Annotated in this window: 15 protein-coding genes; 4 read left to right on the top strand and 11 right to left on the bottom strand. The window is 31.9% G+C overall.

Going from position 1 to position 18244, the window contains the following annotated elements:
• Positions 1-66: 66 nt before the first annotated feature.
• Positions 67-2124: a sigma-54 interaction domain-containing protein gene (locus tag COI44_RS07365; RefSeq protein WP_098427344.1), complete on the bottom strand. Its 2058-nt coding sequence runs from the start codon at positions 2122-2124 to the stop codon at positions 67-69.
• 287 nt (positions 2125-2411) lie between these two features.
• On the opposite strand from COI44_RS07365, the gene COI44_RS07360 reads away from it, so the two are divergent.
• The 4 genes from COI44_RS07360 to COI44_RS07345 all read left to right on the top strand — a co-directional run bounded on the left by COI44_RS07360 (position 2412) and on the right by COI44_RS07345 (position 7088).
• Positions 2412-3809: a YfcC family protein gene (locus COI44_RS07360; protein ID WP_483295474.1), complete on the top strand. Its 1398-nt coding sequence runs from the start codon at positions 2412-2414 to the stop codon at positions 3807-3809.
• Between the two features lie 33 nt (positions 3810-3842).
• On the top strand, positions 3843-5015 hold the full coding sequence (gene iadA / locus COI44_RS07355) for a beta-aspartyl-peptidase (RefSeq protein ID WP_098427342.1): 1173 nt from the start codon (positions 3843-3845) through the stop codon (positions 5013-5015).
• A 19-nt stretch (positions 5016-5034) separates the two neighbouring features.
• Positions 5035-6261 (top strand): cyanophycinase, encoded by a 1227-nt coding sequence (locus COI44_RS07350; RefSeq protein ID WP_098427341.1) that lies wholly within the window; start codon positions 5035-5037, stop codon positions 6259-6261.
• A 353-nt stretch (positions 6262-6614) separates the two neighbouring features.
• Positions 6615-7088, top strand: a complete 474-nt coding sequence (locus COI44_RS07345) for an NADPH-dependent F420 reductase (RefSeq protein ID WP_098427340.1) — start codon at positions 6615-6617, stop codon at positions 7086-7088.
• A 103-nt stretch (positions 7089-7191) separates the two neighbouring features.
• Here COI44_RS07345 and COI44_RS07340 read toward each other — a convergent pair whose 3' ends face one another.
• The 10 genes from COI44_RS07340 to COI44_RS07295 form a co-directional block, all read right to left on the bottom strand.
• Positions 7192-8277 (bottom strand): HAMP domain-containing sensor histidine kinase, encoded by a 1086-nt coding sequence (locus tag COI44_RS07340; RefSeq protein ID WP_098427339.1) that lies wholly within the window; start codon positions 8275-8277, stop codon positions 7192-7194.
• Positions 8274-8960 (bottom strand): response regulator transcription factor, encoded by a 687-nt coding sequence (locus tag COI44_RS07335; RefSeq protein WP_098427338.1) that lies wholly within the window; start codon positions 8958-8960, stop codon positions 8274-8276. Before COI44_RS07335 ends, COI44_RS07340 begins: the two co-directional genes overlap by 4 nt.
• Positions 8961-8993: 33 nt before the next feature.
• The gene (locus COI44_RS07330) at positions 8994-9551 is read right to left on the bottom strand and encodes a class I SAM-dependent methyltransferase (RefSeq protein WP_098427337.1); all 558 of its coding nucleotides are present in this window, start codon (positions 9549-9551) and stop codon (positions 8994-8996) included.
• 117 nt (positions 9552-9668) lie between these two features.
• Positions 9669-10208: a TVP38/TMEM64 family protein gene (locus COI44_RS07325; RefSeq protein ID WP_098427336.1), complete on the bottom strand. Its 540-nt coding sequence runs from the start codon at positions 10206-10208 to the stop codon at positions 9669-9671.
• Positions 10209-10899: 691 nt separating this feature from the next.
• Positions 10900-11718 carry an SDR family oxidoreductase gene (locus COI44_RS07320; RefSeq protein WP_098427335.1) on the bottom strand — a complete coding sequence of 273 codons (819 nt, stop codon included), beginning with the start codon at positions 11716-11718 and terminating at the stop codon, positions 10900-10902.
• A gap of 702 nt (positions 11719-12420) precedes the next feature.
• Positions 12421-13755 (bottom strand): type I glutamate--ammonia ligase, encoded by a 1335-nt coding sequence (glnA, locus tag COI44_RS07315; protein WP_056470085.1) that lies wholly within the window; start codon positions 13753-13755, stop codon positions 12421-12423.
• A 114-nt stretch (positions 13756-13869) separates the two neighbouring features.
• Positions 13870-15171, bottom strand: coding sequence for a glutamine synthetase family protein (locus COI44_RS07310; RefSeq protein ID WP_179887039.1), 1302 nt, complete (start codon positions 15169-15171; stop codon positions 13870-13872).
• Positions 15172-15228: 57 nt separating this feature from the next.
• Positions 15229-15630: a MerR family transcriptional regulator gene (locus tag COI44_RS07305; RefSeq protein WP_056470089.1), complete on the bottom strand. Its 402-nt coding sequence runs from the start codon at positions 15628-15630 to the stop codon at positions 15229-15231.
• A 263-nt stretch (positions 15631-15893) separates the two neighbouring features.
• Positions 15894-16877 carry an ABC transporter permease gene (locus COI44_RS07300; protein WP_098427334.1) on the bottom strand — a complete coding sequence of 328 codons (984 nt, stop codon included), beginning with the start codon at positions 16875-16877 and terminating at the stop codon, positions 15894-15896.
• Positions 16874-18244, bottom strand: coding sequence for an ATP-binding cassette domain-containing protein (locus COI44_RS07295; protein ID WP_098427333.1), 1371 nt, complete (start codon positions 18242-18244; stop codon positions 16874-16876). Before COI44_RS07295 ends, COI44_RS07300 begins: the two co-directional genes overlap by 4 nt.

The following is an 18244-nucleotide window of genomic DNA, read 5'->3' as shown; positions in this document are numbered from 1 at the left end:
AAAACTAGTTTTGGGTGAATTATTACAACCAATTCTAACCAAATAGATAGGTATTATTTAAAGATCTTAAAGAAGTTTATTTTGTATGTTAGCTTTTAGAAAATGCAAGTATTCTATTCCATTAGTAGTAATCTTCGTACCTGCTCTTCCTCTCCCCTTCGTTATCAAGCCCTTATTCCCCATAATTTCTAATCGAAGTCTAATTTGCTGTGGAGATAAGTATCTACCTTTTTCCTCACTCGAGCTAGAAATAAGGTCTCTACTTGCTGCTTTACCTAAATCATTACAGTTCTTTATTGTTTCAAGAATTGTAACAGATTCTTCAATTTCAAGAACACTTGTAGGAAGTTCAAATTGATATTGATCTCTTTTTGGGTGTTCACTGTTCTCTGTATAGTTATAATGAGGAAAGTCATTTTGAGAAATCGTATTTCCCTCACAAACAGTAAGCATATAATCAATAACTGATTTCAATTCCCTAATATTACCTAACCAATTTAAGCCCATTAATTCATTTAAAGCTTCTTCCTCAATCGAAACCCCTTTTCCACTTTTAGAGATAAAGTGTTGAACAAGCAACGGTATGTCAGTTCTTCTTAAGCGTAACGGCGGAATAAAGAGATTTAAGACATTTAATCTATAATACAAATCGGATCGGAATGAGTTGTCTGAGATTTTATAATAGATATCTTTGTTAGTTGCAGCAATGATGCGAACATTAATAGGAATAATTTTTCTACCACCTATTCTACGAATTTCTTGTTCTTGAAGAACACGAAGTAAATGTGATTGAACATTTAAACTGATGTCACCTATCTCATCTAAGAAAATCGTTCCTCCATCAGCAATTTCAAAAAGACCTTGTTTCCCACCTTTTTTTGCCCCAGTAAACGTACCATCTTCATAACCAAATAGTTCACTTTCTAGTAAACTTTCAGTAAAAGCACTACAATTAATGGCTAAAAAAGGGCCGTTTTTCCTGTTTGATTGTTTATGGATTGCGTGTGCAAAAAGTTCTTTACCTGTACCCGTTTCACCTTGAATTAAAATAGGATGCTCAGCTTTTGCAAGTTTTGTTGCTATACGTTTACATTCTAAAATTGTGTCATCCACTCCAATAATATCCGCAAAGTCATATCTTGCATAAAAGCCCTGCTTTCTAAACTCTCTCTGCGCTGTTTTTTCTATTTCAAATGCTTGATTAACACTCTTAAAAGTAGCAACGATCCTGTCATCTTCATGACTATACGTCCGATAGATAACAATATCTATATTGTCAATTGAAAAAAACTTAGATTCATCTGTACCATTTAAAATAAAGTCACTTATATTTTGTTCCTTAATAATCTCTTCTATATGCTTACCTTCATAGTTACTTTTAGTTAATTTAAACAACTTAATAATCCGATCATTAAGCACAGTTATTCTTTTATATCCATCAATTGCTAAAATTCCATCATCAACCGTATTTACAACACTTTGGATATGTCTATTTACTTTCTTTACACTTTGCTCTGCATTGAAAAGTTCCCTATGTAAGTCAATAATATTGCGTAAATACTTTTCTGAAATTAATGTTGCTATATTATCGTTAAATTGAAAATATTCTACAATGTGTAAAATTGTAGAGATATCAAAAAGTCTTACGCCGATATCCAATACATGTTTTATATATGACGGACTTAAGTGAGTTTCACCTGGTGAAACAGAAAGATTTATATCTGGATAATATAGTTGATCACTTTTAAATGGTTCATACTCCAAATGATTAATCCCCAATTGGTACAAAGACTGAATAAGTTCGACCGTTGAATGAAAATCATCATTAACTACAAGAACTTTTGTCCCCTCCTCAATTCTCAATAATTTGTCTACATTTTCATGATTAAGTGTTCTTTTCCCAACTATGATTTGTTTAGCACTTAATTGTGCAAATTTTTCCGTTTCAATTTTTACTGCCTCTGACGAAAAAAGTATTATTTCATCTTGAAATACTTTATGTTCTCCCTCATCAATTGCATAAGAGTTAATCGTTATGTATTCTTCTAGCAATTGCGTTAGTTGAATAGACAAAGCTTGTCTTGTTTTTGAACTGCCTGTTATCAATGTTAATGAATTTTTCATCTTTAATTTCTCTCCATATTTGATAAAATTGGTTTTATTATAGCACCAAATAAACCAAAAAGAACCAATTAATCTGAAGAATCTATCAAATTTTCTTAAAAATAAGACATTTAAAATTGGCACGCTACTTGCTAATAGAATGTTATAGCCATTTTAATAGATTTTGAGAAATTACATTTTGGGGAGGGAATATATGGAAGCGCTTTAATGATCAATTTCTATTATTATTAATTAGCTACTTATCATCCAAAGGAGATGTACCTATGTCACAAATTCACGCAAATAAAATGACACCTAATACAAAAGTTATGAAAGAACGTAAAATTAATGTTTTTGCATTACTTTTAGTAATTCTATTAATCGCGACAGCTCTTACTTACGTATTACCTACTGGGGAATACGCCCATATCGACGTTGACGGACATTCATCAGTAGATGCGAATTCATTTAAATCAATCGCTGCTACACCAGTTGGTCTCTTCGATATGGTAAAAGCCATTCATTCGGGGATGGTAGAAGCAGGTAATATCATTTTCTTCGTTTTAATAATTGGAGGATTTTTTGGTGTATTAAGTGCTACTGGCACAATTGAAGTGTTAATCTCAACAATGGCTAGAAAACTTGCTACTAGAGAAAGGTTATTAATTCCTATTATGATGCTGTTCTTTGCAGTTGGAGGTTCCTTAATGGGAATGGCTGAAGAAACTTTAGCTTATATTCCACTTCTGGTTCCGTTAGCACTTGCTTTAGGATTTGACACTATGACAGGAACTGCAATCGTATTAGTTGGAGCGTCAGCAGGTTTTACAACAGCGATTATGAATCCGTTTACAGTTGGTATAGCTCAAGGAATTGCAGAACTTCCTACATTTTCTGGTATGGGCTTTAGACTTGTCTTATTTGTAGTTGTTTATTTAATATCAGTTATTTTCATTTATCGATATGCTATGAAAGTAAAGAAAAATCCTAACATAGGATTCTATGGAAAATATTCAATTGAACAAACTAATGATCTATTAACTTCTAAAGCTAAATTATCTTCTAGACATAAATGGATTTTAACTGCGTTTCTTATAAATTATATTATTTTAGCTTTTGGTGTTATTAAATATCAGTGGTATATTACTGAGATTGCTTCTTTATTTATTATCTTAACGATTGCAATTGGAATAATTGGAAAATTATCAATCGATGACGTTGTTAAATCATTTACACAAGGATCTGCTTCTTTAATTAGTGGTGCTCTTATCATAGGTGTTTCCCGTGCAATTCTAGTTGTTTTAAATCAAGGACATATCGTTGATCCAATGCTTCACGGAGTATCTGAAGTGATTAAACATATCCCTGCTTCTTTAAGTGTAATTGGGATGTATAATTTCCAAGCAGCTATACACTTTATTTTAGCTTCAGGTAGCGGTCATGCCATGTTAACAATGCCAATTATGGCTCCGCTTGCTGATCTACTAGGAATTACACGACAAACTGCTGTTCTATCTTTCTCTTTTGCTGATGGTATTGGTAATATTATTTTCCCAACAGCAGGAACTTTAATGGCAGGTTTAGCAATTGCAGGTATCCCTTGGACAAAATGGGCGAAATGGATTTTTCCATTAGTATTTGTTCAATATATTATTGGTTTAATTGCTGTTGTAATCGCACATTTAATGAACTACGGTCCTTTTTAATGAATTAACAAAGGATTTAGGAGGAGAAAAAAGTTGTTAACCTTAATAAAAAACGGTCAAGTATACACACCACACTCTATCGGCAGAAAAGATATACTTTTAGCAGGTGGAAAAATTGAAATGATAGCAGATCAAATTACTATTCCACCTGACTTTCCTTCTTGCGATGTCATAGATGCCTCCAACTCTTTTGTTGTACCAGGTTTTATTGATTCACATGTACATATCATTGGAGGTGGTGGGGAAGGCGGATATAAAACACGCACTCCAGAACTAATGCTTACTAATGTTACTACTGCTGGTGTTACGACAGTAGTTGGTGTATTAGGTACAGACGGTACAACAAGAACAATGGAGAATTTGCTTGCAAAAGCACGTGGATTAGAAGAAGAAGGAATTACTTGTTATATTCACACTGGTTCTTATCAAATCCCTGTAAAGACACTAACAGAATCAATTCAAAGTGATATTATTCTAATTGATAAGATTATTGGAGTTGGTGAAATTGCTATTGCAGACCATCGTTCATCAGAACCAACTATTGAAGAACTTGCAAAGATCGCATCTGCTGCACGAAATGGAGGAATTTTATCTGGAAAGGCTGGCATCTTAGAAATTCATGTCGGTGATGGCAAAGATCAACTTTCACTTCTACATCAACTAGTTGAACAGACGAATATCCCAATTCGTCAGTTCCACCCGACTCATATTAATCGGAATGAAGAATTGTTTAAAGCAGGTATTGATTATGCACTTAAAGGTGGATTTGTAGATTTCACTACAAGCACAATCCCTCAGTTTTTAGAAGAAGGCGAAGTAAAGTGTAGCAAGGGACTACGAGTTATGCTTGAAGAAGGAGTTCAGATTGAAAACATAACTTTTTCATCTGATGGTCAAGCAAGTCTTCCATTTTTTGATACGAATGGAGACTATTTAGGACTTCAAATAGGAAAAATTTCATCCTTATATCAAGAAGTAAGAGATGGAGTAATCGATGAAGGAATTCCATTAGAAGTAGCATTACAAGTCATTACTTCAAACCCTGCACAAGTGCTAAAATTACCACACAAAGGTAACTTAAAACCTGGCAACGATGCTGATATTGTCATGTTAAATCAAGATACTTTAGAAATTGAAACAGTAATTGCACTTGGAAAAAAAATGGTTGAAGAAGGTATTCCGATTGTAAAAGGCACTTTTGAATAACAAATTTCAGGAGGTATTAATGATGAAGATGAACAAGTTTAAGATTTCAATCGTATTGTCATTCGTTTTAGTGTTTTCGTTAGTTTTTGGAACTTCTTTCTTACGAACTGAAAAAAGTGTTGAAGCTGCAGCTGCACCTAAAATCTTTTTAATGGGTGGTGCAATTGATGATAGTAATGCCGAAATTTACAATGCACTAAAGGCTGCAACTGGCAAATCCAATCCAGTAGTTGCAATTGTATGTAGCGCAGCTGCTGACTACGCAACTGCATTAGACGCATACACAAATGATATAACAGGTCACTTATCATATGAAAATTTGTTTGCTAGTTATGGTTTTACACCAGTATTCATTCCTGTGGCAGTTGATAACTATACAACAGAAGCTTACAAGCAAAGTAATATTGATTTAATTAACTCAGCTGACGTTATATTCTTTAACGGTGGAGATCAGTCCCGTCACGTAAGAAGTTTACTAAAAGACGATGGAACGCCTACCCCACTTTTTGCAGCAATCCAACAAAGAGCAGCAGCTGGAGCGATTATTTCAGGAACTAGTGCTGGAACTGCTGTCCAAAGTCCAAAAACTTACGGTGAAGGTGTAAGTTATGGATACTTATATTACAATCGTTTATTGTCTAAGAAAATCAGTGACATCTCACTAGCTGATTCACAATATCCAGATAACGGTGGATATACAACAGGTTTTGGTTTTGTAAATGCTGCAATTGATACACATTTCGATGCTAGAGGTCGCATAGGTCGAATTCTTTTAGCTGAAAGAGACTTAGGTCAAAAGGTTGGCTATGGAATTGACGAAAACACAGCACTTTATTTGAACGGTACTACTGGTAAAGTTTATGGTGAGCATGGTGTTTTCGTAGTAGACTCAACAAATGCAACTTACGGAACTGCTGCATCGTTTACGGCAAATAATGTAAAAGTAAGTTATTTAACATCTGGTGATAGTTATAATACGAGCACTAAATCAATCACATCATCTAAATCATTAATTACAACACCATACTATTCGACGATTCGAGATTCTTCGGATATCTTTGCAGCGTATGAAACAACTACGACAATTACAAGATTGGTAGATACAAATGTTTCTTATTTGTATGGTGATAGTTATGAATCTAGTCCTAGATTTACATTAAAGTTTATAAAAGACGCAAACACAAAAGGATACTATAGCAATAGTAAATATACTGTTAGTAATGTTGTACTGAATGTAAGTTACTAACTTAAAGTAAAAAAAGGAAGATTTACTCAAACGTAAATCTTCTTTTTTAATCATCTAAACATTTCCAAAAGAAATGAATTAATTGTTCGCTCTTCTTATCTTTTGAGGAAAAAACTTATTTTTGATCTACATCTCGATACAGGTTATTCTATTCGAATATTCAAATCAAAATTAGGTTAATCTATCTTTGTTTAGATATAAGTATAAGGAGAAAAAATAATGAAAACAGGGATTATTGGGAATGGTCAAATTGGGAATGTTATTGAAATAGATTGATAAAGTACAATCATGAAATTACATTTGGAGTTAGAAATTTAGAAAGTAATTAAACTGTTAATCCTACGTTTAATTATGTGGAAACGAAAGATATAGCAATTAATAATGAACTAATCATTCTCGCTGTACCAGGTAATGCTGTAGAGAATGCTGTTAAAAATATGATAGAAATAGATGGGAAAATAGTAATTGATTTGACTAACCCCATTGGTGAAGGTTTAAAGTTAACAAGAGGTACGACTACTTCAAATGCTGAAGAATTACAAAAAATAATACCAACAGCAAAAGTCGTTAAAACATTAAATACGGTTGGACTTGAAAAAATGATTGATCCAACAGTAAATGGGGAAAAGATTACGATGCTTATTGCAGGGGATCATGATGATGCCAATTTAACAGTGTCAAACCTAATTGAAGAACTTGGTTTTGATCCGTTAGTAGTTGGTAAACTTTATTTCTCAAGATATTTAGAGCCTTTTGCTATGATTTGGATTAAAATGGTTAGAGTACAGGGTATGAATCCAAATACTGGAATTAAATGGATGCGTTAAATTAGCGCTTTGTAAGGAGCAATGAGTCGTTTTTTTAAACGACTCCCTTTTCCATTTAAAAACGTAATTGAATGTGAGCTGAAACTGAAACCACCTTCTAAAGTTACTCTTTTTTATTTAACTTCACAAAAAATGTTATCCAATCATCTTTTAGTTCGACCCAGATCCTTCCTTTATGAAGTTCAACAATTCGTTTCGTTATAGCAAGTCCTAATCCAGCACTTCCTTCACTTCTTCTTGATGAATCTTCACGATAAAATTTTTCAAAAAAACGTTCAAGATTCTCTGCTTTTACATTCATTCCATGGTTCGAGATCGAAAGTAATACTTCATCAGATTTTTGAGTTAGACTTACTTTTATTGTTGATGGTTTAACACTATATTTCATTGCATTCATAAATAAGTTATCAAAAACTCTAACCATTTTTTCAACATCAATATTAATTTCAATATCTTCTGCAATCGACTCCTTTTTAATGTTTAACCCTTCTTTTTGAAAAATCGGTATATTCTCACCTATTATTTGTTCAATTAACTGACTTAAATCAACATTTTGTTTTGATAGAATAATATCTGGACTAGATAACCTCGTAAATTCAAAAAGTTCATTAATTAAATTCTTTAAATCATTCGATTTTGTATAAATTGTAGTCAAGTATTCGTCTAATTCAATTTCATTCTTGTATTCCCTATTCTTCAACAAATTACTATATCCTAAAATTGAGGTTAGTGGCGTTCTTAGATCATGCGAAACACTAGTTATCAATTCATTTTTGACATTTTCAATTTGGCGTTCATTTTTAAATTTCCGCTCCAACTCCTTGGACATCGTATTTATATTCATACTCAACTGAGTCAATTCGTCTCGCCCTTTTAACTCAATCACAGCTCCAAGTTTACCCTGAGAAATTATTTGAACAGTACTTGAAATTTCTTTTAAATAAAGTATCTTTTTTCTAATTAGTAACAGAAAACTAATAATGAAACTTAATATGATAATCACAAAAGTTGGAATAATAATGAGATTATATTGTAATGGACTTAGCTTATTTTGATGAGAAACAATATAAGGTCCTATAAAAATTTGTGAAATTAAAATTGTAACAATCAAAGAAACACCGAAACTAATTGTGATTGCTACTAATAATTGAATACTAATTCTTTGCCAGTTATGAATTAAATTCTTCATACTTTGTATCCAATTCCCCAAACTGTTTTAATATAAATAGGATGTTTAGGATCATCTTCAATTTTTTCTCTAATATTTGTTATATGAACCATTACGGTATTATCAGATTTTAAAAAGTCTTCTTTCCAAATTGCTTCATAAATCTTACTAACACTTAGGACGATTCCTTTATTTCGGACTAATAATTCTAATATATCAAACTCTTTTGGTGTTAGTCTCTTTTCGTCCTTTCGTATCCAAACTTGCCTTGTCTCTGTATTTACTTGCAAGTCACCAAAAACTAATACAACTTCATCATTCTTTTGTATATTATTATATTTTTTATATCTTCTTAGCTGAGATTTTACTCTAGCAATCAACTCAAGTGGATTAAATGGTTTCGTTAGATAATCATCTGCACCTGAACTTAATCCTTGTATTTTGTCTAAATCTTCAGATTTCGCTGAAAGCATAATGATTGGTAATGTCCTTTCCTCTCGTATCATTATGCAGGCTTCTATTCCATCAATTTTTGGGAGCATAATATCTAATATAATCAAATCAAAATCTTCATCTTTTAAAAGTTCGAGAGCTTCCTCTGCATCGCTTGCTAAAGTAGTAGAAAACCCTTCATTTTCAAGATAAATTGAAATTAATTTTTTGATTTTTTCATCATCATCTACAACTAATATTTTACTTATCAAGTTTCACTACTCCTTTCATATCGGTACTCTAATCTAATTATTGCAACTTAATACATATGCTGGTGGCAAATTTCTATATTCCCTTTTAATATCTATATTTTCAAAGTAGCAATTAATAAATTTCATTTTTCTTTGAGTATATTGGAAAGTAACAAATCTCCCTTGATCTGCGAGTATTTTTTTAGTGTTTAATAAAATAGTTTTGGATACGTTTAAAGGTAAACTAGTAAATGGCAGACCAGAAATGACATAATCAACATTCTCTATTCCAAGCTCTTCTAAATACTTCATAATACTTTCAGCACTATCATTAATAATTGTTACATTATGATTATCTCCAAACTTTCTAATTAAATGGTTATAAAACTCATAATTTTTTTCTACTAAAATAATTTTTGTAGTTGGCAATTTTAGTTCAAGTAATTTTTCAGTAAAAACTCCTGTGCCTGGACCGTATTCAATAATCATATTGGCTGTCTTAAAATTAATATCATCTAACATTTTTTCAGCCAAAAACGATGAACTTGGCATTAGAGCTCCAACAGTTCTTGGTCGTAATATATATTGGAAAAGAAATAATAATTTTTTCATAAACGCAACCTCCAAATATTTAACTTTTTATGATGAAATCATATTAAAATAAATATCTGAAGAAAAAGTCACTAAATTTCTTAAGAATTTTAAAGATGACTAAATTCAAACTTTTAATTAAAAATGGACATATGTTCCCAAAAATACATACCATAAAGCATAAAAAGTGTTACTTAGCAAGACAATCATAATATATGGTCTATACCTCATTCCCGATGCAGATGAAATTAAACAGGCAGCATCAGTTGGGCAGGTAGGAACTGCACCTAAAATGAAGAGCATCCAATATTGGTTTTTCTTTATTCTTTGTCCTATTTTTGGATGTTTGTTTAGGAAGTTTTTATACCATAGTGACTTATTTATTTTTTTACCAATGATGAAAATGATACTTTCAGTAATGAACATAGATCCCAGTGAGAATAATAAAACAATCCACGGATTAAAAAGAAAAATCCCGGTCAGTAAAAATAATGAACTTGGTATCATTAATACAAATCTTAATGAAAAAATAACAAAGTATAATAAAAGAGCATAGTCCTGTCTATCTGTTATAAATTGAATTAATTCATTCTTAGAAAATGGTATAATCCCAAATTCATACATACCAACTAAAAGGATACTCCAACTAGTCAATAAAGTGATTACACGATATTTCACTTTCTTTCCTCATTTCATCGTTTAATAATTAAGCATTCATATTTTCGTCTATACTTATTAAATTTTCCAATATGTTTTTATTAGTAATTCTTAAGAAATCATAAAGAACTTTAAAATTTTTTTGTGTGTTATGATTATGTATATCAAATTTAAGATTGGAAAAATTAATATAGGTACTACAAAGTAATAAGTAGATTGTTGGTGTTTTATTATTAGCACAAATATCTCTAAGACATTAATTGCTTTATTCTTACTGATTTTTTGGGAACTTTTAATGAGTCAGTCACAAGAACTCTATCAAACAATGCATTGGATGATCATCATAAGTGTAATTGGAATTTCATGTAATTTATTTTTAGAAAATCGGAATCCTCAATACATATCTTCACGCATAACGAATTCTTTAGTTAAGTTGTTTTGTTTCGAACAAAAAGAACTTATTCTTCTGGTATAAGAATAAGCTCTTCTATTTGCGAGTTTCATCTATATGACGAAGTGCACTAAACTTCTTTTTTACTTTAGAAAATAAATCAGGATATGAAAAATTTAAGAGCTACCAATTTTCAAGCAACATAACGAAATTTCAATAGTAAATATAAATAGAACCGGTAGATTAAATACTTTAAAACTTTAAAATTAACTTCTAACAAATTAAAAATTACATTCATGAACTACTTTTAATACAATTCAATCATTTAAACGAGTCTAAATAGTCTATAACAAATTGTTCAAACTTAATCGGTTCCCTCCCTAATAAATCCTCTAAATCTATTGTTATTTTTTTTGCAAGTCCTAATTTTGCGGTTGTGTATATACCGATCATAACTATAATAAAATCGCGAGCTAACCCTTTTTTTCTCATTTTTCTCCAAAAGGTTAAAATACTTGGATTTGTATATATTATGTCTTTTCGTAGGTGCTTTGATAAGATCTCAGCCACTTCAAAATAACTAATAGCTTCATTTCCAGTTAACGAATAAGATTTGAACCTATGACCATTTTCGGTTAGTGCTTTTGCGCCCACTACACCAATATCTCTTGTATCGATAAAACTCGTTTTCCCTTTACCCGCTGGTACAAAAATAATATTTTCCTTTACCAGTTCTTCAACATGTTGATTTAATAAATTCTGCATGAAAAAACTTGGTCTTAAAAATGTATAAGGTATCCCCGAGTTGATAATTAATTCCTCTATCTTGGAATGCGGAACTACTTTATTTTTATCAGCACCTAATAAAGACAAAAATACAATCTGTTCAATCCCTACTTCTTTTGCAATTTCAATAACTGGTTCAAAATATTTCTTATCCGCAAGATGTGGAGGACGGATTAAAAAAAGCTTAGTTATTCCTTGAAAAGCAGGTCTAATTGATTTGGGATCTTCAAAGTTCAAATAAACATTACTTGTATTTTTTTTACTTGTGGATATTTTAAAATTAGCATTTACCTTTTGTAGTTCTCTCACAACTTCTTTACCTACAGTACCATTTGCACCTGTGACTAGAATCAAATTGTTCACTTCTTTCTATTACTTTCTTATATCGTAATATTATATAAGTTGCTATAATAGCCCTTTCAATAGTACAACCATATTTATCTTTACTTAAACTTCTTTTGTTACTCCTAATCCAGAGATTCTAATAACATTTTTAACGAACGATATACTTCAATAATTATTATATTCACAATCACATCTAAAATTTGGTTATATCACATAACTTTATTCGTACTAGTCCCAATATCATATTCCAATTTTCGTTTGATAGATCATTCGCGTTACATATCCCTTAAGCTTACTTCCTTAAATCTTTTCAAATCCCAAGTCTTTTAGTGTTCCCCTATTTTTTGTTTTTCAGTTTGCATATTGTTAGATCTTCCAAATACAACTTATTCATAAATTTTATTATTATTTTCTAATAGTTTATCATATTTATATATACTTAAGAGTTAATTATTTAAGAAATTAATGTGAACATTCAAACTGATCGTTCTACGTATTTATTCAAACATAACCACTCGTAATATCGGGTGATTTGCTCTGCGGGTGTAAGCCTTTGTTACTAGGCAAACCCTAAAGGGCTACTGAACAGTTCGCCTGAATCATCTTGTAGTTGATTTGGGAGATTCATGAGTAATTTAATTAATATGAAACCAACAAACTGCTCATAAATAAAAAAACCCTCAACGCCAATAGCGTCAAGGGTTGATTTGATTAATATACTGACATGTATTGATCTCTTTCCCAAGGGTGAACTTGAGTACGGAAGATATCCCATTCGATTTCTTTTGCTTCTACAAAGTGTTCGAATAAGTGTGATCCTAGAGCACCAACGATTACTTCGTCAGTTTTTAATAGATCAAGTGCAGCTGCTAAAGTTGCTGGCAAATCGATAATTCCAACTTCTTCGCGCTCTTCTTTAGACATAACGTAGATGTTACGGTCTACTGGAGCTGGAGCTTCTAATTTATTTTTGATTCCGTCTAAACCTGCTGCTAATAATACTGATAATGCTAAGTATGGGTTTGCAGCTGGGTCAACTGAACGTACTTCTACACGTGTGCTTAAGCCACGAGATGCAGGAATACGAATTAGTGGACTACGGTTTCTTGCAGACCAAGCAACGTAACATGGCGCTTCATAGCCAGGTACTAAACGTTTGTATGAGTTTACAGTTGGGTTTGTAACAGCTGTAAAGTTTGGAGCATGTTTTAAGATCCCTGCGATGAAATGACGTGCAGTTTCACTTAAACCTAATTCACCAGTCTCATCGTAGAATGCGTTTTTACCATTTGTAAATAACGATAAGTTACAGTGCATACCTGAACCATTTACACCAAATAGTGGTTTTGGCATGAATGTAGCGTGTAAACCGTGTTTACGAGCGATTGTTTTTACAACTAATTTAAATGTTTGAATGTCATCACAAGCTTTGATTGCACCAGCATATTTGAAATCAATTTCATGTTGTCCTGGAGCTACTTCGTGGTGAGATGCTTCGATTTCAAAGCCCATTTCTTCAAGTTCAAGAACGATATCACGACGGCAGTTTTCACCTAAATCAGTTGGTGCTAAGTCGAAGTAACCACCTTTATCATTTAACTCAAGAGTTGGTTCACCTTTTTCATCTAATTTAAATAAGAAGAATTCCGGCTCAGGCCCTAAGTTGAAATCTGTGAAGCCTAGAGCTTCCATTTCTTTTAACATACGTTTTAAGTTATTACGAGGATCTCCTTCAAATGGAGTGCCATCTGCATTGTAAATATCACAGATTAAACGAGCTACTTTTCCTTTTTCAGCAGTCCATGGGAACACTACCCAAGTGTCTAAATCAGGGAATAAATACATATCTGATTCTTCGATACGAACGAATCCTTCGATTGAAGAACCGTCAAACATCATTTTATTGTCTAAAGCTTTTTCAAGCTGACTTACTGGAATTTCAACGTTTTTGATAATCCCTAGTAAATCCGTAAATTGTAGACGTATGTACTTTACGTTTTGTTCTTTTGAAATACGGAAAATATCTTCTTTTGTAAACTTAGCCATTATAAAAGTTCCCCTTTCGTATGCAACAAACAAAATTAGTCTAACACACTTTAAAATAGAAAAGTAGAGATATCCTACTTCCACTTTTCTATTTTTTTATTTTAAGTTTAGTGATTAGCAGTTTAAATATGTTTCTTTTTCCCATTCTGAAACACGTAATCGATAAGCATCCCATTCTTCTTTTTTGTTTTGAAGGAATGAATAATATACATGTTTCCCTAAAACTTGCTGCAAAAATTCACTGTTTTCAAGTTCTGTAACTGCTTCTAGTAAGCTTCCGGGCAATGTTTCAATGCCTTCTGCTTTTCTAGTTACGTCATCCATCAAATACAGGTTTTCACTTCGTTCGACTGGAGGTGTTAATTTTCTTTCTATACCATCCAAGCCTGCAGATAATAGAACAGCTAAAGCTAAATAAGGATTTGCAGATGGGTCTGGATTTCGTACTTCGATTCTAGTACCTGCACCTCTTGCAGCTGGTATACGAATTGTACATGTACGATTACTTTGTGACCAAGCTACATAAACTGGTGCTTCATAGCCTGGAACTAAACGTTTATATGAATTAACTGTTGGATTTGTAACTGAAGCATTTGCACGAGCATGTGTTAAAACACCTGCAATAAATTGTCGTGCTGTTTCAGATAATCCAATTGAATCATGCTGATCATAAAAGGCATTACCATTATCATTTCCTAGACTCATATGACAATGCATACCTGAGCCATTTTCTCCAAAAATTGGTTTTGGCATGAATGTAGCAACTAAACCATTTTTTTCAGCAATTGTTTTAACTGTATATTTAAATAATTGAATATTATCAGCTGTTTGTAATCCTGGTGCGTATTTCCAATCAATCTCATGTTGACCGATTGCAACTTCGTGATGCAAAGCCTCAACTTCTAACCCTAAAGCCTGAAGGGCTTTCGTAATTTCACGTCGTATTGTAACTGTTTTATCTAGGGGGGCTACATCAAAATATCCACCATTGTCATTTGGAACTAACTGATTTCCTTCCTTATTAAATAAGAAGAACTCAGGTTCAGGTCCTACATTAAAAGAAGTAAATCCCTTGTCAGTCGCTTTTTCAATTGCTCGTTTAAGCACATTTCTTGGATCACCTTCAAAAGGTGTACCATTCGGATAATAAACATCGCAAATGAAGAGTCCAACTTTTTCGTTAGTGTCGACTTTCCAAGTATTCAAATCTGGGAAAAGCATCATATCACTTGCTTCAATTTTTGTGAATCCGTTAATACTAGAGCCATCAAACATAGTTTCATTATTAAGTATTTTTTCAATTTGCGTGATTGGTAGTTCTAAATGTTTGAATACCCCTTCTACATCTGTAAAAAATAACTGTACAAATTCAAGACTATGTTCTTCAACACTATTTAAAATCGTTTCCTTTTTCATTTATATTTCCCCCCATATAAATATAAAAGCTAGAATAATCCAGACTTAATCAATAACTTAATGAAAGAATCGAGACATATCTCCTTGTCGTAAAGAAGTTCTACCTAATTTACCATTTTGATATAACTCTTGACGAAGCATTTTTCGAAGCTGTTCATCTGATATTGATTTTTCAACAATGACTTGTTGAACCACTGTTTCTTTGGATTTTTCTGACGATTTTAAATTGAGTACTTCTTTAATTCCTGCTAAATTCAAGCCTTGTTCTATAAAAGTTTTTATCTCTAATAATCGATCGACATCATTGAAAGAAAATAATCTACGATTACCTTCAGTACGAGCTGGACGAATTAAATCATGCTCTTCATAATATCGAATTTGCCTTGCAGATAATTCAGTTAACGAAATGACTATTCCGATTGGGAAAAGTGGCGTTGAGCGTCTTACTTGATCATTCATAGCAATGCTCCTTTCGTTCATCTATAAGTATTTTATTTCATGTTAGATAATCTGTCAATACGATGTCAGAAAATCTAACATGAAAATATTTGTTTTTTATTCTATGCAATATTAGTTAAAATTCTACTATTTTATTAAAAAAAAATAATCTCCATTAGTTTGGAGATTATAACGGTTTGTATTCAAATATTATGTTATTTGACTAGTCCTTCGATTTGACAATTTATCATTCACCGCTAATCCGAATTCGGTCAGTCTGAATGCTAATTCTTAATTTTTTTGGCTAACAAAATTGCAATTAATAATAAAATACCTTTAATAATATCTTGCGCATAGTATGGTACGTTTAACATCGTGAATCCGTTTAAAAGGATCCCCATTAAGCACGCACCTAAAAATGTTCCGATTATATTTGGTTTCCCTTTTCCAAACATAGCGATTCCTATATATGCCGCTGTAATACTATCCATTAATAATGGTGTACCTGCTGAAACTTGCCCTGTACCCACTCGACTAGCAAGTAAAATCCCTCCAAGTGATGCAAAAAGCCCACTAATAATATAGGCATAAACTCGATACTTGTTTACTGGTATTGCTGATAAGTGTGCAGCATTTTTATTTCCTCCAATAAAGAAGAATACTCTACCCCAAGTAGTCTTTTCTAAAAATAAGTGTGTAATTAATATACAAATTATCATTATTATGACTGCAACTGGGATATTAAAAAATGAACCTTGCCCAAGATATAAAAACGAAGGAATAAAATGACCTGTAGTTGCTTCATTATTAATTGTCATTCCTTCATAAATCGAGGAACCTTTTGTTAAGGTTAAATGTAAACCATTTACAACAAACATCATAGCAAGAGTAACTAATAAGTCCGGTAATTTCCCTTTCGTTATAAACAGACCGTTTAATAATCCAACTATAAAACCAAAAACAATTGGAATTAAAAGTGTAATTAATAGCTCTTGTCTAAAAACAATTAAACAATAAGCAGCTGTAACCGTACTTAAACTCGCGGTTGATCCAACTGATAAATCTAAACCATCAATGATTAAACTAAACGTAACTCCAATCGCCAGTAATGTTACGATTGAAATCGATCTTAAAATATCAGAAATATTACTATAAGATAAGAAGGAATTCGATGTCATTGAAAAAAATGCAATAACGACTAGAAGTAGCAATACCGCTCCAAAATCCAAAAATAATCTTTTACCTTGTGTTTGTGCCCATTGCGTCATTGTATACCCTCCAATAACTCACCTTGTATAATTGTATATATTTTGTCTCCTATCACATTAGCTTCTTCAATATCATTCGTGAAATAAATAACACAACCACCGTTAGCACAAAATTCATCAATGTATTGGAAAATATGTTGTTTAGCATAAATATCAACACCTTTTAGTGGTTCATCTAATATAAGACACTTCAAATTCGGTGAGATCCATTTTGCTATACTTACTTTTTGCTGATTTCCTCCACTAAGATGTAAAATTCCTTTTTCAGTGTCCTTTGGAAAAATACTTAAAGTATTGATTAAGAATTGAGAACTCTCAATTTCGAGATTTTTGTTTATCCAACCTCTTTTTTTGAACGAGATATTCTCTCTAATCGAGTGATTTAGAAATAACCCTTCTTTTCTTCGATCCTCTGGTACAAATGCAATTCCTTTTTTATATGCATGCTGAGGAGACTTGATCAAAAATGAGTTTCTTCCTATTATTAATTCATATTGGCTTCGATTGCCCCATATTGTTTTTGCTAAACTCGTTTTCTTATTTCCATTTGCACCATAAATGGCAATTACTTCATTTTTATTTATTTCTATATTAATAGAAGGTTTCGTTTCACTTAATCGGATATTACGAAACTGAAAAGCTGGTTCATTGCACTCTTTTATTGTTTTTTTAAATGTAAATTTACCAGAAGACATTTGTCCAATTATTTCTTCAACAGATAATGTCGATGAGATACCTTGATACACGATTTCTCCACTTCTTAATACTGTTAATTCATCAGTAAATTTAATAAGTTCATCAATTGAGTGTAAAATGACGACAATACCTTTCCCCATTTTTTTCAAATGATGTAAGAATGAGAAAAATTGCTCTTTTTCAGTATTTCCTAGGGAAGAAGTGGGCTCATCAAATAGGAAATAGGATGCATCATTTAGTAGTGCTTTTGAAATTAAAATAATTTGTTTTTCATAAATTGAACAATCACTTACTTGTTTGTAATATGGTAGATTCAAATTCCATTTTGAAAGTCGATTTTGAACAAATTCAACACTTTTCTTTTTTGAGAAGAAGAATTTCTTAATTTCTCTATTCAAAGCAATTATTAAATTTTCAATTACAGTTAATCCTTGCACAAGTCCCTCATCAACTTCTTGAGGGACATATGCTATTGTTGAATTTTCACTTACTTTACACTTACCATTTGTTGGTTGAATTCTATTAGCTAGAATCTTCATTAACGTACTTTTACCTGCACCATTTAAACCAGCCATACCGTCTATTTTTCCAGGTTTGACTGTAAAATTAATATCTTTTAGTACCTCTGATTCTCCATAACTAAAAAATACAGATTCTAGTTTAATAGTCAT

The sequence above is a fragment of the Bacillus sp. AFS088145 genome, assembly GCF_002564465.1.
GTDB lineage: Bacteria > Bacillota > Bacilli > Bacillales > Bacillaceae_G > Gottfriedia.
The sequence above is the reverse complement of the archived record's forward strand: the minus strand, read 5'-3'. Positions and strand labels throughout refer to the sequence as shown.